The organism is Streptomyces sp. NPDC050842 (assembly GCF_044456565.1).
Lineage (GTDB): Bacteria > Actinomycetota > Actinomycetes > Streptomycetales > Streptomycetaceae > Streptomyces.
The window spans coordinates 665,242-689,348 of sequence record NZ_JBITGA010000003.1; the positions used below are offsets into that span (position 1 = coordinate 665,242).

Sequence of the window (24,107 nt, forward strand, 5' to 3'; positions counted from 1 at the left end):
CTCCCGGTAGGCGTCTGTTCTGCGGTTTCTTGCTGACAGGGATGACTCTGCCGGGCGGGCGTTCGGGTCCGGCTCGGGTTCTGTTCGGGCCTCGTTCGGGCCGGGTTACGGTGGCCGCATGCGATTCGCGGTGCTGGGGGAGACGTCCGTACGGACCGAGGACGGGCGGCCGGTCCGGGTGCCGGAGCTCAAGGTGCGGGCCCTGCTCGCGGCCCTGCTCGTCGACGCGGGACGGCCGGTCGCCGCGTACCGGCTCGTCGACGACCTGTGGGGCGACGAACCGCCCGGCAGCCCGCTGCGGGCCCTCCAGGCCAAGGTCTCCCAACTGCGCCGCGCCCTCGACGAGGCCGAGCCCGGAGGGCGCGAGCTCGTCGTCACGCGCGCCCCCGGCTACCTCCTCGCCGTACCCGAAGGGGCCCTGGACGCCCACCGGTTCGCGGCGCTCACCGCCCGCGCCCGGGACACGGCCGCGCCGCGCGCCCGGGCGGAGCTCCTCGGCGAGGCCCTCGGCCTGTGGCGGGGGCCCGCGTTCGCGGACTTCGCCGCCGAGCCCTTCGCCCGGGCGGCGGCCGACCGCCTGGAGGAGGAACGGATCTCCGCGCGCGAGACGCTGGCCGAGACCCGCCTCGAACTGGGCGAACACGACATGGTGGCAAGCGAGTTGGCGGAGCTCGTGGCCCGCCACCCGCTGCGCGAACGCCTGCGCGCCGTACAGCTGCGGGCCTTGTACCGCGCGGGCCGGCAGAGCGAAGCGCTCGCGGGGTACGAGGAGCTGCGCGCCCTCCTCGCCGACGAGCTCGGGCTCGACCCGAGCCCCGAACTCGCCGCGCTCCACACGGCGATGCTGCGGCAGGACGCCGATCTGTCGCTGCCCGTGTCGCTGCCCGTGTCGGCGGCCGTGCCGGTGTCGGGATCCGCGTCTGCGCCCGGCCCGGCGGTCGTCGGCGGGTCCGCGCGGGGCAACCTCCCCGTGCCGCTCAGCGGGATCGTCGGCCGCGACGAGGCGGTGGCGGAGGTGACCGGACTGCTGCGCGAGCGGCGGCTCGTCACCCTGACCGGACCCGGCGGCGTCGGGAAGACCCGGCTGGCCGTCGAGGCGGCCCGGCAGGTGGAGGAGGCGTTCCCGGACGGCGCGTGGCTCGTCGAGTTCGCCGGTGCGGGCGGCGAGCTCGCCGAGGTCGTCGCCGCCGCCCTCGAACTCCGCGACGACGGGGTGTGGGGGCTGCGGCCCGACGGGGAACGGCCGCCCACCACGGCGGAGCGGCTCGCCGAGGTCCTGCGCGGGCGACGCACCCTGCTCGTCCTGGACAACTGCGAGCACGTCGTCGACGAGGCCGCGTCCCTCGCCGAACTCCTGCTGCGCGCCGCCCCCGGCCTCGTCGTCCTGACGACGAGCCAGGAGCCGCTGGCGCTCGCGGGCGAGACGCTGTGGGCGGTGGAACCGCTCGACGCGGACGGCGCGGTCGCCCTGTTCACGGCCCGCGCGACCGCCTCCTCGCCCGGCATCACCCTCGACGCGGCTGCCCAGGAGGCGGTACGGGGAATCTGCCGCCGCCTCGACGGCATCCCGCTCGCCCTGGAGCTGGCCGCGACCCGCGTCCGCGCCCTCGGGGTGCACGGGCTCCTGGAACGGCTCGACGACCGGTTCCGGCTGCTCGACTCGGGGCTGCGCGGCGCGCCCGCCCGGCAGGCGACGCTCCGGGCGGTCATCGACTGGAGCTGGGACCTGCTGAGCGCGCCGGAGCGGACCGTACTGCGCCGCCTCGCCGTCCACGCGGAGGGCTGCACCCTGGCGGCGGCGGAGTCCGTCTGCGCGGGGGAGAGCGCGGCGGACGGAGACGTCGTCGCCGGGGACGTGGTCGCCGGGGACGTGCTCGGGCTGCTCGCGCGGCTCGTGGACCGCTCGCTCGTCGTGGCCGTCGACGGACCGGACGGCCCGCGCTACCGGCTGCTGGAATCCGTGGCCGCGTACTGCCTCGAACGGCTGCGGGACGAGGGCGAGACCGAGGCCGTACGGGAACGCCACCTCGCGTACTACCTCCGCGTCGCCGAGGAGGCCGGGCCCGCCCTGCGCGGCCCCGACCAGCGACGCCGCCTCGCCCACCTCGACGCCGAGACCCCGAACCTGCGGGCGGCCCTGGACCGGGCGCTCACGACGACCGGCAGCGCGGGGGCGAGCGCGGGGGCCGCGCTCCGGCTCGTCGACGCGCTCGCCTGGTACTGGATCATGCGCGGGCGGCTCGGCGAGGCACTCCGCTCGGCGACGGCGGCGCTGCGGGCACACCCGGACGGCGGCGCCGACGACGCGCCGGGGCTCGCCGTGCCGCGCGCCCGCGTGGGGGTCTGGCGCACCGGGCTCGCCGTCATGGGCGGCGACGGGACGGACCGGCGCCGCCGGATCGCGGAGGCCCTGGCGGCGTACGACGCGGCGGACGCGACCGGCCGCCCCTGGGCCCGCTGGTTCCTCGCGCACGCACTCTGCGGCACCGGCAGTCAGGTCGAGGGCGGTGAGCTGACCGGCAGCGCCCTCGACGGCTTCCGGGCCCACGGCGACCGGTGGGGCGAGGCGGCGGCGCTCGCGGACCGCTCCGTACAGCTCCTGCTCAGGGGTGACGTGGCGGGCGCGGAAGCCGACGCGGCCCGTGCGGACGCGCTCTTCGCCGAGCTCGGCGACGCGTGCTCCCGGCTGTGGACCGTGTACCCGCTCGCGACCGTCGCGGAGATCCACGGCGAGTACGAGCGCGCCGACCGGCTCAAGCGGGCCGGTCTCGCGGCGGCGGAGAGTTTCGGTCTGACGACCGAGGTGCCCGACCTGCTCGCCGGGCTCGGCCGCACGGCCCTCCTCCGGGGCGATCTCGCCGCATGCCGGACCTATCACGAGGCCGCCAGGGACCGGGCCGCCGAGGTCGGCTTCCGCGCGGGCGAGATCAACGCGGTCCTCGGGCTCGGCCTGGGCGCCCGCCGCGAGGGCCTCTTCGCGGAGGCCGAACGTCACATGCGGGAGGTCCTCGACTGGCACCGGGCGGTCGGTCTCGACTCCGCGAACGCCCTGATCCTGGCCGAGCTCGGCTTCTCGGCGCTCGGGCGCGGCGACCTGGCGGGAGCCCTGAAGCTCCAGGAGGAGGGGTACGGGACCGCGCTGACCTCGGGCGATCCGAGGGCGGTCGCGCTCGCCCTGGAAGGCCTGGCCTCCGCGCACGCCCCGGCCGGCCGTGCCCGGGGCGCCGCGCTCCTGCTGGGCGCGGCGGCCGCGCTGCGTTCCTCGACGGGCGCGCCGCTGCCCCCGGCGGAGCGCGCCGACGTCGACCGTACGGAGGCGGCGGCCCGCGCCGCCCTCGGCGAAGCCGCCTTCGCCACGGCCTTCGCCCACGGCGGGAGCCTCACGCACGACAGCGCCGTGTCCGAAGCCACGAAACTGTAAGGAGTCACCGCGCTTTCCGTTCCTATACTCACCCCATGCCCGACATCACCATCCGGCGCGCCGACGCCGACGACTCCAAGCGGCTCACCCGGCTCGTCCGGACCTCCGCCGCCTACCGGGGCGACTACGCGGCCATGGTGGAGGGGTACCAGGTCGGCGGGGCGTACATCGAGCACCACCCCGTCTTCGTCGCCGTCGACGGGACCGGCCGGGTGCTCGGCTTCTACGCCCTCCTCGTCGACGAGGCCGAACTCGACCTCGCCTTCGTCGCCGACAGCGCCCAGGGCCTCGGCATCGGCCGGCTGCTCATGGAGCACATGACCGGGGAGGCGAGGGCCGCCGGACTCCAGGCCGTGCGGGTCGTCGCCCATCCGCCCGCCGAGGAGTTCTACCTGCGCACCGGCGCCGTCCGCACCGGAATCCTCCCGCCCGCCGGACGGATCCACTGGGCCCGCCCCGAGCTGCGGTACGACGTCGCGTGACCACCACCGAGAAGCCACAGGACGAAACCACCCGCCGCCGGATCTTCGCCGACCTCACCCCGCTGCGGAGCTCCGCCGACTACCGCCGCCTCTGGTTCGGGAGCACCGTCTCCTGGGTCGGCCAGGGCATGACCGCCCTCGCCGTCTCCCTCCAGGTGTACGACATCACCCGCTCGCCCTTCTCCGTCGGGCTCGTCGGTCTTTTCTCCCTCGTGCCGCTCGTCGTCTTCGGCCTGTACGGCGGCGCCGTCGCCGACACCGTCGACCGCCGCAAGCTGGGCCTCGCCAGCGCCCTCGGCTCCGCCGTCCTGTCGATAGCCCTCGCGGGCGCCGCGTTCGCCGGCTTCCACCGCGTCTGGTTCCTGTATGGGATCGTCGCCCTCCAGGCCGTGTGCGCCGCGCTCAACGCGCCCGCCCGCACCTCGATGATCCCCCGGCTCCTGCCTCCCGAGCAGCTGCGCGCCGCCAACGCGCTCAACTCGATGGTGATGACCTTCGGCATGCTCGTCGGGCCCAGCCTCGGCGGCCTGATCGTCGGCGTCGCCGGCTACCAGACGGCGTACCTCGTCGACGCCCTCGCCTTCTCCGCGAGCCTCTACGCGATGTGGCGGCTGCCGTCGATGCTCCCGGACCGGAAGGGGAGCAAGCGTGCCTCCGTCCTCGACGGTCTGCGCTTCCTCGCCACCCGCCCCAACCTGCGCATGACGTTCTTCTCCGACTTCTGCGCGATGATCCTCGCCCACCCCCGCGCCCTGTTCCCGGCCGTCGCCGTCCTCTGGTACGGCGGCGACGCGAAGACCACCGGACTCCTCGTCGCGGCGCCCGCGTTCGGGGCGCTCCTCGGCGGCGTCCTCTCCGGCTGGCAGGGCCGGATCCGCCACCACGGGCAGGCGATCCTGATCGCCGTGGCCTGCTGGGGCACCGCCATCGCCGTCTTCGGGCTGACCCGGAACCTCTGGCTCGGGCTGCTGCTGCTCGTCCTCGCCGGGTACTCCGACACCGTCTCGATGATCTTCCGGAACACGATCATGCAGGTCGCCGTGCCCGACGAGATGCGCGGCCGGCTCCAGGGCGTCTTCATCGTGGTCGTCGCGGGCGGGCCCCGGCTCGGGGACTTCCTCGCGGGATCCGTCGCCGATCTGACCTCCCCGGCCGTCGCCATCACGGGCGGCGGGATCGCCTGCGTCCTCGCCGTCGGCGTCCTGGCCCTCTACGGACGCCGTTTCCGCCGGTACGACGCACTGGACCCCACTCCGTGAGGCTCCGGGCGGGTTTCACCCCGAACTCACCCTCCTGACCTGGCGGTTGACCGCCACGGCACATAACCGCCAGGAAGGAACGGAGTCAACTCCCGCCCCGGAGGCCAAGACTCCTCCCGGCACCCGGAAACACCCCCGACCCCGGGTCCGCGAGGAGTTCGTCGATGACGTCGAGGATCACCCCCTTCGGCAGAGGGAGGGCCGGGCTGTTCGCCGCCGGCATCTCCCTCGTGATGCTCTCGGCCGGGCAGACCGCCGCCGCGCCGGGCACCACCACCCCCGTACCCGCGACCTTCACCGGGGCCAAGGGTGCGGGCACGAGTGCCACCGTCTCCCTCGTCACCGGAGACCGCGTCACCCTCACCGACCTCGGTGGCGGCAAGCAGACCGTCACCGTCGACCGGGCCGAGGGCGCCACCGGCGCGATACGCAGCCGGATCGTCGACGGACGCGTCACGGTCGTTCCCGACGAGGCCGCCCCCTACGTGGCCTCCGGTGCGCTCGACCCCCGCCTCTTCGACGTCACCGGCCTCGTCGAGCAGGGCATCACCGGCGAACTGCCGCTGATCGTCACGTACGGAGCCAAGACCGCCCGGGCCGCCGCCCCGGCCCCGCGCGGCACCGAGACCGTCCGTGCCCTCCCCAGCGTCGGCGGCGCCGCCGTCACCGCCACCGACCCCGCCGCCTTCTGGCGCGGCTTCACCGCGCAGAAGACCCAGCGGGCCGTGACCGCCCCCGCCAAGGTCTGGCTCGACGGCAAGGTCGAGGCCGCCATGGCCGACTCCAATGCCCAGATCGGCACCCCGAAGGCCTGGGAGGCCGGGCTCACCGGCAAGGGCGTCAAGGTCGCCGTCCTCGACACCGGCGCCGACCTCGCCCACCCCGACCTCGGCGGCCGGGTCGCCGAGAGCAAGTCCTTCATCGAGGGCCAGGAGGTCGCCGACCGCAACGGCCACGGCACGCACGTCGCCTCCACCGTCGGCGGCAGCGGCGCGGGCTCCGACGGCAAGGAGAAGGGCGTCGCCCCCGACGCCACCCTCGCCGTCGGCAAGGTCCTCAGCGACGAGGGCTCCGGCACCGAGTCGCAGATCATCGCCGGCATGGAGTGGGCCGCCAAGGACATCGACGCGAAGATCGTCTCGATGAGCCTCGGCTCCCGCGAGCCCAGCGACGGCACCGACCCGATGGCCCAGGCCGTGAACACCCTCACCGCCGAGACCGGCGCCCTCTTCGTCATCGCCGCCGGCAACTCCGGCGCCCCCGGCTCCATCGGCTCGCCCGGCGCCGCCGACTCCGCGCTCACCGTCGGCGCCGTCGACTCCGCCGACGAGGCCGCCTACTTCACGAGCCAGGGCCCCCGCCACGGCGACCAGGCCCTCAAGCCCGACCTCTCGGCCCCCGGCGTCGGCATCCTCGCCGCCCGCTCCCAGCTCGTCACCGGCAGCGGCCTCTACACCGCCATGAGCGGTACGTCGATGGCGACCCCGCACATCGCCGGCGTCGCCGCGCTGCTCGCCGAGAAGCACCCAGACTGGACCGGCGCCCAGCTCAAGAACGCGCTCATGTCCTCGTCGAAGACGCTCGACGCCTCCTCGTACGCCCTCGGCGCCGGCCGGGTCGACGTCGCCGCCGCGATCTCCGCGAACGTCACCGCCACCGGCTCCGCCGACCTCGGCTTCGTCTCCTGGCCCTACGAGGAGAGCGAGCCGGTCACGAAGACCGTCACGTACACCAACCACTCCGACAGCCCCGTCGAGTTGAACCTCGCCGTCGAGGGCATGCCGGCCGGCGTCGCCGCCCTCGCCGACACCACCCTCACCGTCCCCGCCCACGGCTCCGCGAGCACCACCGTCACGGGCGACGGCACCAAGGCCCCCGTCGGGCAGTCCTCCGGCCGGATCACCGCCACCGCCGGCGGCACGTCCGTCGCGCACACCGCGCTCGGCCTGGTCAAGGAGGAGGAGCGCTACACCCTCACCGTCCACGTCAAGGACCGCGACGGCGCCCCCACCTCCGCGTACCTCGGCATGAAGAAGCTGGCCCAGGGCGAGCAGCCCTTCCCGGCGACCGTCGGCGAGTCCGGCACCGTCGAACTGCGCCTCAAGCCCGGCACGTACACCGTCGACTCCTTCCTCGACGTGCGCGGCTCGCACGGGAAGGACTCCCTCGGCCTCGGCTTCCTCGCCTCGCCGGAGGTCGTCCTCGACCGCGACCGCGAGATCACCCTCGACGGACGGCAGCTCCGCGAGATCCGCGCCGAGGTCGAGAAGCGGACCGAGACCCGGCAGCTCCTCATGGAGTACGACCGCAAGGCGAACGGGACCTCCTACACGGACGTCGTCCAGGTCCCGATGACGTACGACTCGCTCTTCGCCGCGCCCACCGCGCCCGTCACGAACGGCACCTTCGAGTACCGGACCGTCTGGCGCCTCGGCAAGCCGATGCTGGAGGCGAGCGTCGACGGCGTCCGGCTCTCCGGCGCCACCGCGCAGGGCGGCGGGGCCCTCCTCGAAGGCCGTCACCGCCTCGGCCTCGTCGACGCGGGCACCGGCACCCCCGCCGAGTACACGGGCAAGGACGTCACCGGCAAGGCCGTCCTCGTCCGGCTCACCGCCGGCGCCGACCCGAAGCAGCTCGCCCAGACCGCCCAGGACGCGGGCGCCAAGGCCCTGTTCGTCACCGACGACCAGCCCGGCCGGCTGATGAAGTACTTCGGCACCGCCGACTACGAGGACCGGCCGCTCGCCGTCGCCACCGTCGACACCGCCGACGCCCAGCGGCTGGCCGCCGGCGCGGCCCGGGGCAAGCGCGTCGAGCTGACCGGCACCCGCTTCACCCCGTACACGTACGACCTCTCCGAGGGCCACCCCCGCGCCATCGGCACGGACCTGGTCTTCCGGCCCGACGAGGACGAACTGGCCACGATCGGTTCCACCTTCCACGCGCCGACCAAGCGCGCGGAGCTGGGCGGCGAGTTCCGCTACTCGATCACCGAGACCTTCCCGATCGGCTTCGGCTTCAAGGAGTGGATCGCCTTCCCCGTCGAGCGCACCGAGTACGTCTCCACCGGTACCGGCCAGCGCTGGCACGAGTCCGTCGACCTCGGGGACTCCCTGGAGGAGCGCGGCGGCACCCCGTCCTACCGGGGCGGGAGCCGCGTCGACCTCGACTGGTTCGGCCCCGTCTGGCACCCGTGGCTCGGCACCGGCCTCGGCTGGGGTCAGCAGCGCTCCGGCAACGACCTGCGCTTCAACACCCCCGGCTGGGGCGACTCGGGCACCGACCACACCGGCTTCGGCAACGTGTGGAACGACGACTCGATGACCCAGTACACCGAGGTGTACGTGAACGGCACCCGCGTCGACCGCAAGATGAGCTCCGGCGCCTACGCCTGGGACGCCCCGGCCGAGGAGGCGACCTACAAGGTCGTCACCGACACCACCCTCGACCCGGCCCGCTGGCGGCTCGCGACCAAGGGCCACACCGAGTGGACCTTCCGCTCGGCCGAGACCCCGGCCGACCGGATCACCTACCTGCCGATGCTCAACCTCGGCTTCGACCTGGACACCGACCTGAACGGCGACGTCCGGGCCGGCAGCCGGCTGTCCGTCCGGACCTTCGCGGAGTACGTGGAGGGCGCGGCCGGCACCGGCACGATCACCGGCGGCACCCTGGACGTCTCCTACGACGAGGGCAAGACCTGGACGAAGGTCGCCCTCAAGCCCTCGTGGCGCGGCGCCTCCTGGAGCGGTGAGCTGCGGGTCCCGTCCGGGGCGGCCTCCGTCTCGCTGCGGGCGGGCGCGAGTGACGACCAGGGCGGCACGGTCACGCAGGAGCTGATCCGCGCGCTCGGCGTGAAGTAGTCACCACCCCGTAGACCGTGTGAGGCCGGACCCCTGTGAGCCGGGGCCCGGCCTCACACGTGCTCGACGCATGCGGTCGGCACGCCTGGTCAACGCGCCTCCGGGAGCGCCTTCTTCAGGACCTTGCCCATGTCGTTGCGGGGGAGCGCGTCGAGGTAGCGCACCACCCGGGGCCGCTTGTGCGGGGCGAGCAGCGCCGCCACGTGGTCGGCCAGCTCCGCCTCCGCCGGGGGCGTCGACGGGTCCGCCGGCACCACCCAGGCCACGATCCGCTCGCCCAGGTCCGGGTCCGGCTCGCCCGTGACGGCCGCCTCCCGCACGCCGGGGTGGTCGAGGAGCGCGTTCTCTATCTCGCCCGCCCCGATCTTGTAGCCGCCGCTCTTGATCAGATCGGTCGCCTTGCGGCCCACGAGACGCACCGCGCCGTCCGCCTCGCGGACCGCCATGTCACCCGTGCGGAACCAGTCGCCGTCGAAGGCCGCCGACGTCGCGTCCGGCCGGTTCAGATAGCCCGAGAAGAGGTTCGGGCCGCGGACCTGCACCTCGCCGACCGTCTCCGCGTCGTAGCCGCCGAGCACGGAACCGTCCTCGTCCACCAGCCGCAGGTCGACGCCCGCGAGCGGCGTCCCGACGGTTCCCGGCCGGGGCTCGCCGCCCGGCCGCACGCTCGTGTTCATGAGCGTCTCGGTCATCCCGTACCGCTCGACGACCGTCCCGCCCGTCGCCGCCGTGATCCGCTCGTGGTCGTGGACCGGCAGCGCCGCCGACCCCGAGACGAGGAGCCGCGCCCCCGCCAGCGCCTCCACGAGCCGGGCGTCCTCGCCGAGGGCGTCCGCGATCCGGTGGTACATCGTCGGTACGCCGAACAGCATCGTGCCGCCGTCCCCCAGCTCCCGCGCCACGCCCTCCACCGAGAACGCGCCCAGGTGCCGGACCTCGCCGCCCCGCCGCAGCGGGCCCAGGATCCCGAGGATCAGACCGTGGACGTGGAACAGCGGCAGCGCGTGCACGAGGACGTCGTCCGCCGTCCAGGACCAGGCCTCGGCCAGCGCGTCGAGGGACGCGGATATCGCCCGCCGGGAGAGCACGACACCCTTCGGAGGGCCCGTGGTGCCGGAGGTGTAGACGATGAGCGCGGGGGACTCGGCGTCGTCCGGTTCGGACACCGCGGGCCCCGTGGTCGCGGTGAGCTCCACGTCGATCCGGGGGAGCGCGGCGAGCCCGGCCGGCAGGACGTCCCCCGGACCCGCGAGCACCGCGCCCGGCGCGCTGTCGCCGAGGATGTGCGCCAGCTCCCGCTCGCCCGTGCGCGGATTGAGCGGTACGGCGGGCACGCCCGCGAGCAGGGCGGCCACCACCGCGACCGCCGTGTGCGCGCTCGGCGTGGCCCAGACGGCGACCCGGTCCGCGCCCCCGATCCGTACCGCGAGGGAACCGGCGGCGCGGGCCAGCCCGGCGTAGGTCAGCGTGTCCGCGCCGCAGCGCAGCGCGGGCCGGTCGGACGGAACCGCCAGGGCGGGGAAGAGCGCACTCACCGGTCGTACTCCTCGGGTCGATGTCGAGGTCGAGGGTTGCCGGGAGAATTCTGCCCGCCCGTCAGGGCCGCCGGGCTGTGATCTTCGCCGGCTCGGGCTCCGGCTCGTCCCCGCCCGGCCGGATCCCGCGCATCCGCCCGTACGCGTACACACAGCCCGCGAGCGCCAGGTCCGAGAGGAGCATGAAGCCGATCGAGTACGAGTCCTTGGCGCTGTAGATCGCGCCCATCACCAGCGGCGGCACGAAGCCGCCGAGGCCACCCATCGCGCCGACGATGCCGGTGACACTGCCGACCTGGGCCTGCGGTGTGACCTGGGAGACCAGGGCGAAGACGGACCCGCTCGCCGTGCCGAGACCGGCGGCCATGACGAGCAGGGCGATCGTGCCGCCCGGGTTCAGCTTCGGGTCGAAGGCCTGGACGATCGCGAAGAGGGCGACCACGCCGAGCGCGGCGGACGTCACGATCGCCGGGTGCACGCGGTCCGAGAGCCAGCCGCCGATCGGCCGGAAAACGACGGTGACCAGGGCGAAGCCGGCGGCCTTCGTGCCCGCGTCCGTCGGGTCGAGCTCGTACCAGGTCTTCAGGTACGTCGGCAGGTAGACGCCGAACGCGACGATGCCGCCGAAGCCGATCGCGTACAGCGCGGACAGCTCCCACGTCACCCGCAGCCGCCCCGCCGAGCCGAGCCGCTGCGCGAGGGAGGCGGTCGGCACGGGCCGGTCGGGGCGGTCGGTGATGAGGACCGCGGCCAGCACCGCGTACACGGCGAGCGCGATCGCCACCACGATGAAGGGCAGGTTCTCCCCGTGCTCGGCGATCCGCGGCGTGAAGTAGCCGGAGAGCGCCACACCGCCCATGCCCATGCCGAACACGCCGAGCGCGAGACCGCGCTTGGCGGGCGGGAACCAGGAGTTGACCAGCGGGATGCCGATGGCGAAGGTCGTGCCGCCCAGGCCGAGGAGGAAGCCGACGGCCAGCATCAGGGCGTAACTGTCCTTGGCGACGATGAGGAGCAGGACGGGGATGATCGTCAGCGCCGAGACGACCGGGAACATCAGCTTCGCGCCGTACTTGTCGGTCAGGGCGCCCGCCGGGATGCGGCCGACCGAGCCGACCAGGACGGGCACCGCCACGAGCAGCGACTGCTGGAACGAGCTGAGTTCGAGCCGTTCGCCGTACCAGCTGGCGATCGGCGCGATCAGGTCCCACGCCCAGAAGGTGAGCGTGAAGCCGATGGTGGCCATCACCAGATTGCGGTAGGCCGCCGCGGTCGGGGTCTTGGTCTCGGTGTCCACGCCTCCAGTCAAGATCCGGACGGGGGGTGGCGGCGCGCCGGGCTGCTCCGTACGGGGCAGCCCTGACGCCGCTACGGCCAGACGACCGTGGTCGGCGGGGTCCCGTCGTCCTCGACGCGGAGCCGTACGCCGTCACCGCCGGCCGTCACCTCGACCGTGATCGCGCTGATCCCGGACCGCCGGTGGGCCGCCGCGAGCGCCCCGCGCAGGGTGGCGAGGAGCTTCCCGGCCTCCGCGTCCTCCACGAGCGTGTCGACCGCGCCCGAGAAGTGCACGGACGGCTGGAAGCCGAGCAGGGCCGCCGCCCCGCCGGTCTCGCGCAGCACCCGGCCGCGGAAGGAGGTCGGTGCGTCCGCCGGCGGCTGCTGGAGCGCGAAGATGGTCGTCCGGACCTCCTGGATCGTCGAGTCCAGCTCGTCCACGGCCCGGCCGAGGAGCAGGCTCTCTTCGGAGTCGGGTCTGGAATCGGGGGTGGAGTCCGGGGTGGGGTCAGGGGGCGAGCCGGGAGTCGAGCCGGGGGTGGAGCCGGTGGAGCCCGGGCCGGAGCCGCCGGATCCGGACGCGCCGAGGGCCCGCCGGCGGGTCGACTCCAACATCATCTCCGTGGCGAACAGCCGCTGGACGACCAGGTCGTGCAGGTCCCGCGCGATCCGGTCCCGGTCCTCGTACACCGCCAGCCGCTCCCGGTCGTGCCGGGCGCCCGCGAGGACCAGCGCGAGCGCCGCCTGCGAGGCGAACTGCGAGGCCAGCAGGCGGTCCACCGCCGTGTACGGCGAGCCGCCGCGCCGCCGGGGGAGAGCAAGGGTGCCGATGAGCTTCCCGCCGCTCTGGAGCGGCAGCATCATCGACGGGCCGAAACGGGACCGGACATGGGTGGTCATCCGGGGATCCGTCGCCGAGTCCTCCACGAAGACGGGCTCCCCGCCGAGGAGCTGGACGAGGACGGGGGAGCCGGGCGCGATCGTCGTGCCGACCAGATCGCCGGGGTCGTCGTTGGTCGAGGCGGCGACGATCTCCATCCCGCCCTCCGGCGTGGGCTGGAGGACCACACCGGCCGAGGCGTCGGCGAGGATCCGGGCCTGTTCGGCGACGGTCATCAGGGCGTTCGCGGCGGACTCGCCGGTGAGGAGGGCGGTGGTCACGGCCGCCGCGCCCTCGATCCAGCGCTCGCGCTGCCGGGTCGTCTCGTACAGACGGGCGTTGCCGATGGCGATCCCGGCCTGGGAGGCGAGGACCCGGAGGAGGGCGAGGTCCTGCTCGGTGAACGTTCCCTTCCGTTTCTCGGTGAGGTACAGATCGCCGAAGACCTGGGTGTGCACCCGGATCGGGACGCCGAGGAAGGAACGCATCTCCGGGTGGCCCTCGGGGACTCCGGACGAGCGCGGATCGGCCGTCAGGTCGTCGATCCGCAGGGGCCGAGGGTCCCGGGTCAGGACTCCGAGCAGCCCGGTGTGACCGTCGGGGAGACGGCCGACGCGCTGCCGCTCCTCCTCGGTCATGCCGGAGGTGAAGAGCTCGGTGAGCCGGTTGCGCTCGGGGTCGACGACGCCGAGCGCCCCGTAGCGGGCCCCGGTCAGCTCGGTCGCCGAGTCCACGAGGTGCTGGAGGGTGGCGTGGAGTTCGAGATCCGTACCGACACTGAGGACCGCTTCGAGCAGCAGGGGCAGTCGGGCGCCGTCCTCGTCCGCACCGTCCTCGTCCGCACCGTCCTCGTCCACACCGCCCTCGACCGCACCGTCCACGTCCTCGTGCTCGGCTTCGTCCATGATCGTCATGGTCTCATCGTCATACGAATCGGGCGATTTCGAGGGCTCATTCGAGCGCTGGTTCGAGGGCTCAGACGTCGTCGGCGAGCGGGTCGCGTACCGACAGCGGGTCGAGGACCATCGGCTGGACCTTGCCCTCCAGCATCGCGCCGAGACCCAGGACCGCGCACACGTCGGGCCGTTCGGCGATGTGCACCGGCATGCCGGTCGCCTCGCGCAGCATCTGGTCGAGGCCCGGCAGCAGGGCGCTGCCGCCGACCATCATGATCCCGCGGTCCGCGAGGTCGGCCACCAGATCCGGCGGGCAGTCGCGCAGCACCTTCCCGATCCCGTCGAGGACCGCCGTCAGCGGGGTGTGGATCGCCTCCCGTACGGCGGCGGTGTCGACGATCACCGAGCGGGCCAGGCCCGTGGCGACGTCCCGGCCGTGGATCTCCGTAGAGGCCGGACCGTGCGGCGTCAGGCCGTTGCCGCTGAGGGCGAGCTGGAGCGGGCGCACCGACTGGCTCGGCAGCATCAGCTCGTGGTGGTGGCGCAGGTGCTGGATGACGGCGTGGTCGATGGCGTCGCCGCCGATGGGCATCCGCTCGGCCGTCACGATCGAGCCGAGGGAGAGCACCGCGACCTGCGTGGTCGCCGCGCCGCACACCAGGATCATGGTCGCGGTCGGCTGCTCGACGGGGAGGCCGCAGCCCACGGCCGCGGCGATCAGGGTGTCGACCAGCTCGACCCGGCGCGCACCGAGACCGACGAGGGTCTCCACGGCGGCGCGCTGCGCGAGGGGGTCGCTGTCGTGGGGCGTGCAGGCCGCCGCGCGCAGCCGCGGCTTGCGGCGGAGCTGGCGGCGCAGCTTCTCGCCCAGGAGGTGGCGGAGCATCCGCTGCGCCATCTCGATGTCGACGACCGTGCCGCCGGAGACGGGGCGGACGACCCGGATGTAGTCGGGGGTGCGGCCCGTCATCTTCTCGGCCAGCGCGCCGACGGCGATCAGCGCTCCTGTACGGGTGTTGACGGCGGCGACGCTGGGCTCGTCGACGACGAGTCCGGCGCCCTTGACGAAGACCCGGGTGCGTGCGGCCCCCAGGTCGACGGCGACATGGCAACGGCGCAGTTGCTCAAGGCTGACGGTCACGGCGGATCCTCCGGAATGCGGTGCTGGCACGGGCGAGGTGTTTCGCGTTGCGCGGTCCTGTTCGCATCGTGCGACCGCCCTGGGCCAGGCGCGCGCTGGGCTGCGCCGCCCGGGGTCACCCGGGGGACGGCGGCGGTGGCGGCGGCGCGGCGCGGAAGGCACCCGGACGGGCTCCGGAAGACACCCGGATGGCCGTCGGAAGGCATCCGAACGGGCCTCGGGAGGCAGCCGGACGGGCGCCGGGCGAGCGGCGGAAGAGGCCCCGGTGTGGTCCGAGACGATCCTTACCGAAGCGGGAGAATCGCGACGCACCGCCGACGACCTGCGGTTTCCTCACAGGATCCTCACTTCCGCGCCTACCTGCCGCCGCATCGCGCCGCATAGCCTGCGGGCCCCATGGACTACTGCCACGCGTGCCGGCGGCATCTCAACGGGGCCCTCGCCTGTGCCGGGTGCGGGACCCCCGTCGAGGAACTGCGGTACGAGACCCCCCACGTACCCGTTCCGCCCGCCGAGCCCGAGTACGTCTACGAACTGGACGTCGTCGAGCCGCCGAGGCCCGCCACGGGTGGCCGCCGCGCCGCCCGTACCGCCGCGCGGGGCCGGTCCGCGTCGCGCGGGAGCAGACGGGCGCGGGCGCGCCGGGGGCGTACGGCGCTCCTCGGGACGGTGGGCCTGGTCCTCGCGGCAGGGACGCTGGGCGTGGTGCAGCTGGCCATGGAGGAGCCGGAGGCGAGCGGCGCGGCCACGGCCGTGCAGGAGCAGGAGGTCGTCGAGACCTCGTCGCCGCCCACCCCGGCCGAGACCACCGAGAGCGCCGCACCGCCGGACGGCTCCGGCCCGTCCGCGGTCACGGACGCCCCGAGCACGAACGCGCCCACCCGCGAGCATCAGGTGGACGCGGGATCGGGCACGGGATCGGGCACGGGCTCGGGATCCGGCTCGGGATCCGGCTCGGGATCCGCCTCCGGTTCGGGCTCCGGTACGGGTTCGGGCTCAGGCTCCGGTAAGGGATCCGGCACGGGATCGGGATCCGGCTCGGGCTCCGGCTCCGGTACGGGGGAGGGGCCCGGGGGCGACCCGGCGGAATCGCCGACGCCCACGCGCACGGCGTCCCCGTCCGCCACGCCCGACGTCACGCAGCCCGGCACGCCGACCGCCTCGGGCACGCCGACGGCGACGCCCACGGGCACCGGGCCCACCCCGAGCGGCTCGCCGTCCGGCACGGTGACGGCGGCGCCGCCCGCGAGCCCCACGCCGACCCCGACCCCGACGCCGGAATGCACCCGCTTCCTCTGGTGGTGCGTCTGAGGACGCGCGGAGCCCCTGGACTCTCCTAGACCTGCACCGCGTCCTCGCCGAGCATCCGCTTCAGCAGGTCCCGCAGGAGGGTCCGCTCGACCTCGGTCAGTTCGCCGAGGGGCTCGCGGGCGAAGTCCAGTGACTCGCGCAGCCGCCGGGCGGTGTCCCGGCCCTCGTCCGTGGGGACGGCCAGCTTGACCCGCCGGTCGTCCGGGTCGGGCCGGCGCTCGACCAGGCCGCGGGCCTCCAGGCGATCGACTATCCCCGTGATGTTGGACGGCTCGCACTTCAGCTTCTGGGCGATCCGTCGCATCGGCAGCGGGTCGAGCGAGAGCAGCCCGAGGACCCTGGCCTGCGCGCCGGTCAGCGAGTGCTGAGCGGCCGCCTGCTCGTACTCCTCGTAGTAGCGCGCCACGACCGTGCCGATCAGCTCGACGACTTCGAGGGTCAGGGGGTCCGTGCGTGAGGTGGCCATGGGCTTCATCCTACCCGGATACTTGACAACATGAAATATCAAGGCGCATGGTTGTTTCAGTCAGTGAATCATTTGTGTTCTGAAGCTTTATCTGGAGGCCGTGCTCATGTCCGTTCTTCCCGCGTCCAGCCGTGAGTGGCACCTCGTCGCCCGTCCGCACGGCTGGCCGACCGCCGCGGACTTCGCCCTGCGCGAGACCCCGGTCGCCGAGCCCGCAGAGGGCCGCATCCTCGTGCGCAACCTGCACTTCTCCGTCGACCCGTACATGCGCGGCCGGATGAACGACGTGAAGTCGTACATCCCGCCGTTCAAGCTCGACCAGCCCATGGACGGCGGCGCGGTCGGCGAGGTCGTCGCGTCCAACGCGGAGGGCTTCGCCGTCGGCGACCACGTCCTGCACGGTCTGGGCTGGCGCGAGTACGCGGACGTCCCGGCGCAGCACGCGACCAAGGTCGACCCGGCGCTCGCCCCCCTCTCCGCCTACCTGGGCGTGCTCGGCATGACCGGCCTCACGGCCTACGCGGGTCTCTTCGAGGTCGCCTCCTTCAAGGAGGGCGACACCGTCTTCGTCTCCGGCGCGGCCGGGGCCGTCGGCAGCCAGGTCGGCCAGATGGCGCGCCTCAAGGGCGCCTCCCGGGTCATCGGCTCCGCGGGCTCCGACGAGAAGGTGAAGTTCCTCGTCGAGGAGCTCGGCTTCGACGCGGCCTTCAACTACAAGAACGGCCCGGTCAAGGACCAGCTCCGCGAGGCCGCCCCGGACGGCATCGACGTCTACTTCGACAATGTCGGCGGGGACCACCTCGAAGCCGCCATCTCCTCGCTCAACGTGCACGGCCGCGCCACCATCTGCGGCATGATCGCCCAGTACAACGACACGGAGCCGGTCGCGGGCCCGCGCAACATGGCGATGATCATCGGCAAGCGGCTGCGCCTCCAGGGCGTCCTCGTCGGCGACCACTACGGCCTGCAGAACCAGTTCGTCCAGGAGGTCGGCGGCTGGCTCGGCTCCGGCGAGCTGAAGCACCGCGAGACCTTCGTCGACGGCATCGAGAACGGCGTGGACGCCTTCCTCGGACTGCTGCGCGGGGACAACACCGGAAAGATGATCGTTTCGGTGAACCGCTAGGCTTCCCTCAGCCGTCGCGATCGTGGGCGCGAGTCGCGGCGAACTGACGAAGGAATGACCAGCATGTCCATTCAGCACTCCGACGTTCTCTACACCGCCGTCGCCACCGCCGAGAACGGCCGGGACGGCCGGGTCGCCACCGACGACGGTCAGATCGACGTCGTCGTCAACCCGCCCAAGGCCATGGGCGGCTCCGGCGCCGGCACGAACCCCGAGCAGCTCTTCGCGGCCGGCTACAGCGCCTGCTTCCAGGGCGCGCTGGGCGTCGTCGCGCGCAACGAGAGCGCCGACATCTCGGGCTCGACGGTCACCGCCGAGGTGGGCATCGGCAAGAACGACGACGGCTTCGGCATCATCGTCAAGATCTCGGCGACCATCCCGAACGTGGACGCCGAGACGGCCAAGAGCCTGATCGAGAAGGCCCACCAGGTCTGCCCGTACTCGAAGGCGACCCGCGGCAACATCACCGTAGAGCTCGCCGTCTGAGCTTCGGACCCGCACACTGAGTGAGGGCCGCACCCCGACCGACCGGGGTGCGGCCCTCACCGCGTTCCTCAGTAGGGTGACTCCCATGCGTGATCTCGGGGTGGGTTTCAGATACCTGGTACAGGGCCAGAAGTGGGTCGGCCGGCACGGACGGTGGTTCGGATTCGGGCTGTTGCCCGGGCTCGTGACCCTCGTGCTCTACGTGGGGGCGCTCGTCGGCCTCGGCTACGGCGCCGACGACCTGGCGGCCTGGGTGACGCCGTTCGCCGACGACTGGACCTCGCCCTGGCGCGGGATCTTCCGGGGCACGGTCACCGGCCTCGTCTTCGCCTTCGGGCTGTTCCTCGCGGTCATCACCTTCACCGCCGTGACCCTTCTCGTCGGCCAGCCCTTCTACGAGTCCCTCTCGGAGGAGGTCGACCGCAGCGAGGGCGGCGACGTGCCCGAGTCCGGGCTGCCGCTCTGGCGTGAGCTGTGGATCTCGGCCCGCGACAGCCTGCGGGTCCTGCTGCGGGTCGCGTTCTACGGCATCCTGCTCTTCGCCTGCGGTTTCATCCCGGTGATCGGCCAGACCGTCGTCCCCGTCCTCGGTTTCTGCGTCTCCGGCTTCTTCCTCACCCAGGAGCTCGCGTCCGTCGCCCTCCAGCGCCGGGGCGTCGAGCTCAAGGAACGTCTCGCGCTGCTGCGCGGCCGCCGCATGGTCACCCTGGGCTTCGGCGTGCCGCTGACCCTCTCCTTCCTGGTGCCGTTCGTCGCGGTCTTCCTGATGCCGGGAGCCGTCGCCGGAGCCACCCTCATGGCCCGCGACCTGCGCGGCGAGACGGCCGGCGGGGATCGGGACGGCGACTCCCGAGGCGACTCCCAGGGAAATGATCAAGAGCGCGGCAACCTTCCGTCCTCCGGTGGCGACCAGGGGGTGCAGCACCTCCCCCACTGAGGAAAGAGCACCATGACGTCACACAAGCGGAAGACGGGCCGCCGCCGCGCGGTCGTCGGCGGCCTGAGCGCCCTCGGCATCACCGGCGCGGCCATCGTCACCACCACCCTGCTCGCCCCCGCGGGCGCGGCGACGGCGGCCGCCTGGCCGCAGGCCAAGGGCAGTACGCCGGTCGCCACGACCATCGAGGTCTCGGGCACCTACGACGGCAAGCTCAAGCGCTTCTCCGGCACCGGTGAGCTCGGCTCCGACGGGCAGAGCGAGAGCCAGCAGCCGCTCTTCGTCCTCAAGGACGGCGCGACCCTCAAGAACGTGATCATCGGCACCCCCGCCGCCGACGGGGTCCACTGCCTCGGCAGCTGCACCCTGCAGAACGTCTGGTGGGAGAACGTCGGCGAGGACGCCGCCACCTTCAAGGGCACCGCGAAGACGGCGGTGTACGCGGTCCACGGCGGCGGCGCGAAGGGCGCGTCCGACAAGGTCTTCCAGTTCAACGGCGCGGGCAAGCTGGTCGTGACCAAGTTCCAGGTCTCCGACTTCGGCAAGCTGGTCCGCTCCTGCGGCAACTGCAAGAAGCAGTACCCCCGCACGATCCTGATCAACGACGTCGACATCACCACGCCCGGCAAGTCGATCGTCGGCGTCAACGCCAACTACGGCGACACCGCGAGCCTGCGGAACGTCCGGATCCACGGCGACGCCAAGAAGAAGATCAAACCGTGCACCCGCTTCACCGGCAACGACACCGGCAAGGAGCCGAAGGAGATCGGCACGGGACCGGACGGCACCACCTGCCGCTACGCGGCCGGAGACCTCTCCTACGACTGATCCGGCGACAGCCCCCGGTCCTCGGGCTCCTCAGCCTTCGAGGACCGGGTGCAGTTCGGGCCGCGCGGCCCACCAGTCGCGGCAGGAGGCGAGCCCGCCGCGATCAGGTCGTAGTGCATCTTCCGGTCGGCCACCCGGTGCCGCAGCGAGTGATGAAGCGATCCTGAGGAGTGCTGTGAGTCGCAGGCTGGACAGTATGTGGAAGCCGAACGCACGGTGACAACTGGAACGAATGTTCCGGTGCCGGATCGTGGGGCGGTGATCGTACGGTGATCGTCATGCAGCTCCGGTACTCCTTGCGCCTCTACCCTGCTGATCACCGAAGCGAAGAGGACCGCCGAACGGTCCTGGCTCGGCGAGGTCTCGGCCGTCGTCCTGCGGCAGTCGTTGCGGGACCTGGATACCGCGTACCGGAACTTTTTCGACGGCCTCAAGGGCAAGCGCCCGCGAATGGGCGCACCCCGGTTCAAGAGCCGGAAGGACGATCGGCAGGCTGTCCGGTTCACCGCGAACGCGAAGTGGAAGATCACTCCTGGCGGGGATCTGTCGCTCCCGAAGGTCGGGGACGTGCGGGTCAAGTGGTCCCGTGCACTGCCGTCGGCGCCGTCCACGGTGACGGTGATCAAGGACGCGGCCGGGCGATACTTCGCGTCGTTCGTGGTGGTGACCGATCCGGCCTCGCTGCCGGAGGTGGAACCGGTCGTCGGTATCGACCTGGGGCTCGGGCACTTCGCGGTCCTCTCGGACGGTACGAAGGTCGACGCTCCGCGGTTTCTTCGGCGGGCGGAGAAGAAGCTCAAGAAGGCCCAGCGGAACCTGAACCGTAAGGCGAAGGGCTCGAACAACCGGGACAAGGCCAGAGTCAAGGTCGCCCGCGCGCATGCGCGGGTGGCCGACGCGCGGCGTGAGTTCCACCACCAGCTCTCCACGAAGGCCATCCGCGAGAACCAAGCGGTGGCCGTGGAGGACCTGGCGGTGAATGGGCTCGCCCGTACGCGTCTGGCCAAGTCCGTGCACGACGCCGGATGGGCCGCGTTCGTGACGATGCTGGAGTACAAGGCCGCCCTGTACGGCCGGACCTTCATCCGTATCGGACGCTTCGAGCCCACCATCCAGGTCTGCTGCGTATGCGGGACCAAGGACGGTCCCAAACCCCTGCACATCCGTGTGTGGGAGTGCCAGGGCTGCGGAACCGTCCTCGACCGGGACATCAACGCGGCGATCAACATCGCCAAGGCCGCCGGACTGGCGGTGTCAGCCTGTCGAGCGCAGGTAAGACCGGTACGCGTACCGGCACAGCGCGGCGAAGCAGGAACCCACCGAGACGGTCAGCCGACCGTGGCAGGAATCCCCGCCCTTTAGGGGGGAGCGGAAGTCAATACCGGTACGTGGTCCATACTGCAGCGGCTCCGGTGCGTACGCGCTGGGCCTGAGCGCCCCGTACCACGGATCAACGGCCGCCCGGTTTCCTCGTGCTCAGCCGACCTCGGCGAGTACGTACCCCGGCTCCGACCCGCCCGCGTCCGCGAGCCGCTCGCCGTCCGGGCCCCAGGTCCCGGCCCGGCCGACGGCCACCCCGTCCTCGTTGGCCCCGAGGGCGTTGCCGAGGACCACGGACAGGCCGAAGTCCCGGGCCCGCACCGGATACACCGTCTCGAACGAGTCGTTGTCGGCGGAGAGCACCGAACTCGCCAGATACACCGTGCACTTGTCGGCGACGGCCCGCTCGGCAAGCCCGGGGAAGCGGTTGTCGTAGCAGGTGGCCAGGGCGAACCGGACCCCGTCGAGCGCGAAACGCCCGTCGACGGCGCCCGGCGCGAAGACCTCCGCCTCGATCCCGTACAAGTGCTGCTTGTCGTAACGGGCGAGGAGGCCGCCGTCCGGCCCGATGACCAGCGAGGTGACCCCGGTCCGCCCGTCGGCCGTCCGCACAGGACCGTTGACCACGGCCGCCGCCGAGACCTCCCGGCAGGCCTCCCGTACGGGTTCGAGCCGGGGGTCGTCCTCGGCGAGGACGAGGCCGGGCGTGTCCCGGATCAGGGACGGCTCGTACCCGCTCAGACAGAGCTCGGCGAAGACGACCACCCGGGCCCCCTCGGCCCCGGCGGCCCGGACGAGCCCGGCGATCGTACGGACGTTGGCGTCGATGTCCCCGGCGACCGGGGCGAACTGGGTGGCTGCGACGATCATGCCCCCATCATCCCGCCCGCCCGCCGCGCGGGAACCCCCGGGAGCCCCGCAGTGCCTCCGCCGTCTCCCGGAGCTGCTCCAGGAAGGCGGTCGCCGCCACGGTCGGGACCGGTGGGGTCGCGGCGCAGATCCGGCGGTACGGGACGTCGTCCGGGTGGATCGTGACCAGCGTGACGTCCCGCCGTACGGCCGCCGCCGCGAGCGCCGGTACGAGGGTGATGCCCAGCCCCGCGGCGACCGCCCCGAGCTTGGCGATCCAGTCGTGCGCCATCAGTCCGGTGCGCGGCCGGAACCCGGCGGCGACGGCCGGCCGGAAGAGGGTGTCCTCCAGGCGCTCGGCACCGACGATCCACTCCTCGTCGGCGAGCTCGGCAAGCCGCACCGCCCGCCGCCCCGCGTGCGGATGGCCGCGCTCCAGGGCCACCAGCATCGGCTCGTCGAGGAGGTGTTGGAGCGTCACGCCCTCCGGCGGGGGAGTGCCGAGGGCCGGGCTGACCACCGTCAGGTCCTGCTCCCCGGCGGCGAGTTGCGCCAGGTGCTTCACCGACGGGCCCTCGGTGCGGGTGACGGCCACGCCCGGATGCCGGGTGCGGAAGGCGGCCTGGGCGCGGGGGACGAGCGCCGCGTTGGCGCTGGAGAACGAACCGAGCCGGAGCAGCCCGCCCTCCAGGGTCCGCAGCGCCTCCAGTTCGGCCCGGGCCGCGACCAGCCGGTCGCGCACCGCCTCGGCGTGCGGCAGCAGCACCCGGCCCGCCTCCGTCAGCCGCACCCCGCGCGGCAGCCGCTCGAACAGCGCCGCACCCGTCTCGTCCTCCAGGGACTGGACCTGGCGGGAGACCGCGGACTGGGTGTAGCCGAGGGCGCGGGCGGCGCCCTCATCGGCGAGGCGCTGGCCCTCGCAGGCTCCCTCGGTCTGCCCCGCGAACTCGCGCTGCGCACCCTCGCCGCGGGCCCGCTCGCCGGCGCCGTCGGCCGCGCCACCGCCACGGGCGTGCACTTCCCCGTCGCGCTCGCCGCGAAGGACGTCGCCCTGGCCACGGCGGCCGCGAAACTGCCCGTCCTGGAGGCCGTCCACACGGCCCTGACCGCGGACCCGGCCCTGCGCGACCGGGACCTGGCGGCCGTAATCCGCTAGCGGGCGACCGGTGTTGGGCCCCTACACTCCGGTGCATGCGGGATCGCGCGGTCCCGCGAGGGTGCGGGGCCGTGGCAGAGCACGGTCGATTGCGGAGCCGGGTGGTGGAGGTCCTCACGCCCGGGGAGAGCGGCCGGTCGCCGGACCTGGCGGTCGAGTCTCGCGGGTTCGAATCCCGTCGGCCCCGCACCCGAACCCCGGCTCAGGCCTGAGGGGTTTCCCCGCGCAGCAGTCGCAGGAAGTCCCGGAAGGCGGCCGGCATGTCCACCGCCGCCGGGTCGAGCAGCCACTGGTACTGGAGCCCGTCCACCACCGCCGTCAGGATCGGCGCCGCCTCCTCGGGGGTGAGCCCGCTCGGTAGCCGTTCGCCGAACTCCAGGCGCAGCACGTCCGCCATGCTCGCCCGCACCTGCCCGTACCGCTCGGTGAAGAACTCCCGCGCCGGGTGCCCGTCCGTGACGCTCTCGCCGAGCAGGGCGGAGAAGGTCTGCACGATCCCCGGTCGCATCGCGTTGTACTCGACGAGGGACTCCATCAGGTCGAGCCGCCAGTTCTCGCGGTCCCGGCCGCCGCTCGTGTCCCAGCGGTCGCGCTCCTCCAGGACCGCGATGAGCAGCGCCTCCTTCGTCGGGAAGTAGTGCAGCAGCCCCTGCTGGGTCAGCCCGACGCGCTCGGCGACGGAGCCGAGGGTGGCGCCCCGGTAGCCGCGCTCGGCGATCACTTCGAGAGCGGCGCGCAGGATCTCCACGCGTCGCTCCTCGCTCCTGGCCCGCACCATCGCCTCGGCCCCTCTCCTGACGTCTTCCCGAGACCGTACCGCTCCGCCGAAAATAACGGAATCATAACGTCACCTACCGATCTACAGGTAAGTGG

At 73.1% G+C, this 24,107-nt stretch carries 18 protein-coding genes and 1 pseudogene; 11 read left to right on the plus strand and 8 right to left on the minus strand.

The features are described 5' to 3' along the window. Positions 1–118: 118 nt before the first annotated feature. From ACIBG6_RS12170 to ACIBG6_RS12185, 4 genes are all read left to right on the plus strand, one after another. The gene (locus ACIBG6_RS12170) at positions 119–3,421 is read left to right on the plus strand and encodes a BTAD domain-containing putative transcriptional regulator (RefSeq protein ID WP_399222490.1); all 3,303 of its coding nucleotides are present in this window, start codon (positions 119–121) and stop codon (positions 3,419–3,421) included. Positions 3,422–3,456: 35 nt separating this feature from the next. Then, complete coding sequence (locus ACIBG6_RS12175; protein WP_399222491.1) at positions 3,457–3,903, plus strand: GNAT family N-acetyltransferase; 447 nt, start codon at positions 3,457–3,459, stop codon at positions 3,901–3,903. Continuing rightward, positions 3,900–5,162 (plus strand): MFS transporter, encoded by a 1,263-nt coding sequence (locus ACIBG6_RS12180; protein WP_399222492.1) that lies wholly within the window; start codon positions 3,900–3,902, stop codon positions 5,160–5,162. The genes ACIBG6_RS12175 and ACIBG6_RS12180 overlap by 4 nt, the downstream gene beginning before the upstream one ends. Positions 5,163–5,326: 164 nt before the next feature. Beyond that, on the plus strand, positions 5,327–9,025 hold the full coding sequence (locus tag ACIBG6_RS12185; RefSeq protein WP_399222493.1) for a S8 family serine peptidase: 3,699 nt from the start codon (positions 5,327–5,329) through the stop codon (positions 9,023–9,025). Between the two features lie 89 nt (positions 9,026–9,114). Here the strand turns inward: ACIBG6_RS12185 and ACIBG6_RS12190 are convergent, their stop codons facing one another. The 4 genes from ACIBG6_RS12190 to ACIBG6_RS12205 all read right to left on the minus strand — a co-directional run bounded on the left by ACIBG6_RS12190 (position 9,115) and on the right by ACIBG6_RS12205 (position 14,755). Beyond that, on the minus strand, positions 9,115–10,560 hold the full coding sequence (locus ACIBG6_RS12190) for an acyl-CoA synthetase (RefSeq protein WP_399222494.1): 1,446 nt from the start codon (positions 10,558–10,560) through the stop codon (positions 9,115–9,117). 61 nt (positions 10,561–10,621) lie between these two features. Next, the gene (locus ACIBG6_RS12195) at positions 10,622–11,806 is read right to left on the minus strand and encodes an MFS transporter (protein WP_399222692.1); all 1,185 of its coding nucleotides are present in this window, start codon (positions 11,804–11,806) and stop codon (positions 10,622–10,624) included. Between the two features lie 122 nt (positions 11,807–11,928). Then, positions 11,929–13,623, minus strand: coding sequence for a GAF domain-containing protein (locus tag ACIBG6_RS12200; RefSeq protein ID WP_399222693.1), 1,695 nt, complete (start codon positions 13,621–13,623; stop codon positions 11,929–11,931). A 70-nt stretch (positions 13,624–13,693) separates the two neighbouring features. Continuing rightward, positions 13,694–14,755 (minus strand): rod shape-determining protein, encoded by a 1,062-nt coding sequence (locus ACIBG6_RS12205; RefSeq protein ID WP_399222495.1) that lies wholly within the window; start codon positions 14,753–14,755, stop codon positions 13,694–13,696. A 396-nt stretch (positions 14,756–15,151) separates the two neighbouring features. Here ACIBG6_RS12205 and ACIBG6_RS12210 point away from each other — a divergent pair, with 396 nt between their 5' ends. Beyond that, entirely contained in the window at positions 15,152–16,066 is a 915-nt protein-coding gene (locus tag ACIBG6_RS12210) for a hypothetical protein (protein WP_399222497.1), read from the plus strand. A 25-nt stretch (positions 16,067–16,091) separates the two neighbouring features. Here the strand turns inward: ACIBG6_RS12210 and ACIBG6_RS12215 are convergent, their stop codons facing one another. Beyond that, entirely contained in the window at positions 16,092–16,532 is a 441-nt protein-coding gene (locus ACIBG6_RS12215) for a MarR family transcriptional regulator (protein ID WP_317594711.1), read from the minus strand. Positions 16,533–16,638: 106 nt separating this feature from the next. Between ACIBG6_RS12215 and ACIBG6_RS12220 the strand changes: the two genes are divergently transcribed. From ACIBG6_RS12220 to ACIBG6_RS12240, 5 genes and pseudogenes are all read left to right on the plus strand, one after another. After that, a complete protein-coding gene (locus tag ACIBG6_RS12220; protein WP_399222498.1) occupies positions 16,639–17,658 on the plus strand; it encodes an NADP-dependent oxidoreductase in 1,020 nt (339 codons plus the stop codon). A 63-nt stretch (positions 17,659–17,721) separates the two neighbouring features. Then, on the plus strand, positions 17,722–18,144 hold the full coding sequence (locus ACIBG6_RS12225) for an organic hydroperoxide resistance protein (RefSeq protein WP_399222499.1): 423 nt from the start codon (positions 17,722–17,724) through the stop codon (positions 18,142–18,144). A gap of 85 nt (positions 18,145–18,229) precedes the next feature. Then, positions 18,230–19,081 (plus strand): EI24 domain-containing protein, encoded by an 852-nt coding sequence (locus ACIBG6_RS12230; RefSeq protein WP_399222501.1) that lies wholly within the window; start codon positions 18,230–18,232, stop codon positions 19,079–19,081. Positions 19,082–19,093: 12 nt separating this feature from the next. Beyond that, positions 19,094–19,909, plus strand: a complete 816-nt coding sequence (locus ACIBG6_RS12235) for a pectate lyase (RefSeq protein WP_399222502.1) — start codon at positions 19,094–19,096, stop codon at positions 19,907–19,909. 303 nt (positions 19,910–20,212) lie between these two features. Continuing rightward, positions 20,213–21,271: pseudogene (locus ACIBG6_RS12240) on the plus strand (RNA-guided endonuclease InsQ/TnpB family protein); the annotation flags it as partial. A gap of 114 nt (positions 21,272–21,385) precedes the next feature. Here ACIBG6_RS12240 and ACIBG6_RS12245 read toward each other — a convergent pair. Next, a complete protein-coding gene (locus tag ACIBG6_RS12245) occupies positions 21,386–22,099 on the minus strand; it encodes a carbon-nitrogen hydrolase family protein (RefSeq protein ID WP_399222503.1) in 714 nt (237 codons plus the stop codon). Positions 22,100–22,106: 7 nt separating this feature from the next. Beyond that, positions 22,107–22,916, minus strand: coding sequence for a LysR substrate-binding domain-containing protein (locus ACIBG6_RS12250; protein WP_399222694.1), 810 nt, complete (start codon positions 22,914–22,916; stop codon positions 22,107–22,109). Between ACIBG6_RS12250 and ACIBG6_RS12255 the strand changes: the two genes are divergently transcribed. After that, on the plus strand, positions 22,830–23,234 hold the full coding sequence (locus ACIBG6_RS12255) for a hypothetical protein (RefSeq protein WP_399222705.1): 405 nt from the start codon (positions 22,830–22,832) through the stop codon (positions 23,232–23,234). The genes ACIBG6_RS12250 and ACIBG6_RS12255 overlap by 87 nt on opposite strands. A 202-nt stretch (positions 23,235–23,436) precedes the next feature. Here ACIBG6_RS12255 and ACIBG6_RS12260 read toward each other — a convergent pair whose 3' ends face one another. Next, complete coding sequence (locus ACIBG6_RS12260; RefSeq protein WP_399222505.1) at positions 23,437–24,012, minus strand: TetR/AcrR family transcriptional regulator; 576 nt, start codon at positions 24,010–24,012, stop codon at positions 23,437–23,439. Between the last annotated feature and the right edge of the window lie 95 nt (positions 24,013–24,107).

Coding starts and splice junctions, on each gene's coding strand:
- ACIBG6_RS12170 (WP_399222490.1), top strand. CDS start 119: ATGCGATTCGCGGTGCTGGGGGAGACGTCCGTACGGACCGAGGACGGG.
- ACIBG6_RS12175 (WP_399222491.1), top strand. CDS start 3,457: ATGCCCGACATCACCATCCGGCGCGCCGACGCCGACGACTCCAAGCGG.
- ACIBG6_RS12185 (WP_399222493.1), top strand. CDS start 5,327: ATGACGTCGAGGATCACCCCCTTCGGCAGAGGGAGGGCCGGGCTGTTC.
- ACIBG6_RS12195 (WP_399222692.1), bottom strand. CDS start 11,806: ATGGCCACCATCGGCTTCACGCTCACCTTCTGGGCGTGGGACCTGATC.
- ACIBG6_RS12200 (WP_399222693.1), bottom strand. CDS start 13,623: ATGGACGAAGCCGAGCACGAGGACGTGGACGGTGCGGTCGAGGGCGGT.
- ACIBG6_RS12210 (WP_399222497.1), top strand. CDS start 15,152: ATGGACTACTGCCACGCGTGCCGGCGGCATCTCAACGGGGCCCTCGCC.
- ACIBG6_RS12215 (WP_317594711.1), bottom strand. CDS start 16,532: ATGGCCACCTCACGCACGGACCCCCTGACCCTCGAAGTCGTCGAGCTG.
- ACIBG6_RS12220 (WP_399222498.1), top strand. CDS start 16,639: ATGTCCGTTCTTCCCGCGTCCAGCCGTGAGTGGCACCTCGTCGCCCGT.
- ACIBG6_RS12225 (WP_399222499.1), top strand. CDS start 17,722: ATGTCCATTCAGCACTCCGACGTTCTCTACACCGCCGTCGCCACCGCC.
- ACIBG6_RS12230 (WP_399222501.1), top strand. CDS start 18,230: ATGCGTGATCTCGGGGTGGGTTTCAGATACCTGGTACAGGGCCAGAAG.
- ACIBG6_RS12235 (WP_399222502.1), top strand. CDS start 19,094: ATGACGTCACACAAGCGGAAGACGGGCCGCCGCCGCGCGGTCGTCGGC.
- ACIBG6_RS12245 (WP_399222503.1), bottom strand. CDS start 22,099: ATGATCGTCGCAGCCACCCAGTTCGCCCCGGTCGCCGGGGACATCGAC.
- ACIBG6_RS12260 (WP_399222505.1), bottom strand. CDS start 24,012: ATGGTGCGGGCCAGGAGCGAGGAGCGACGCGTGGAGATCCTGCGCGCC.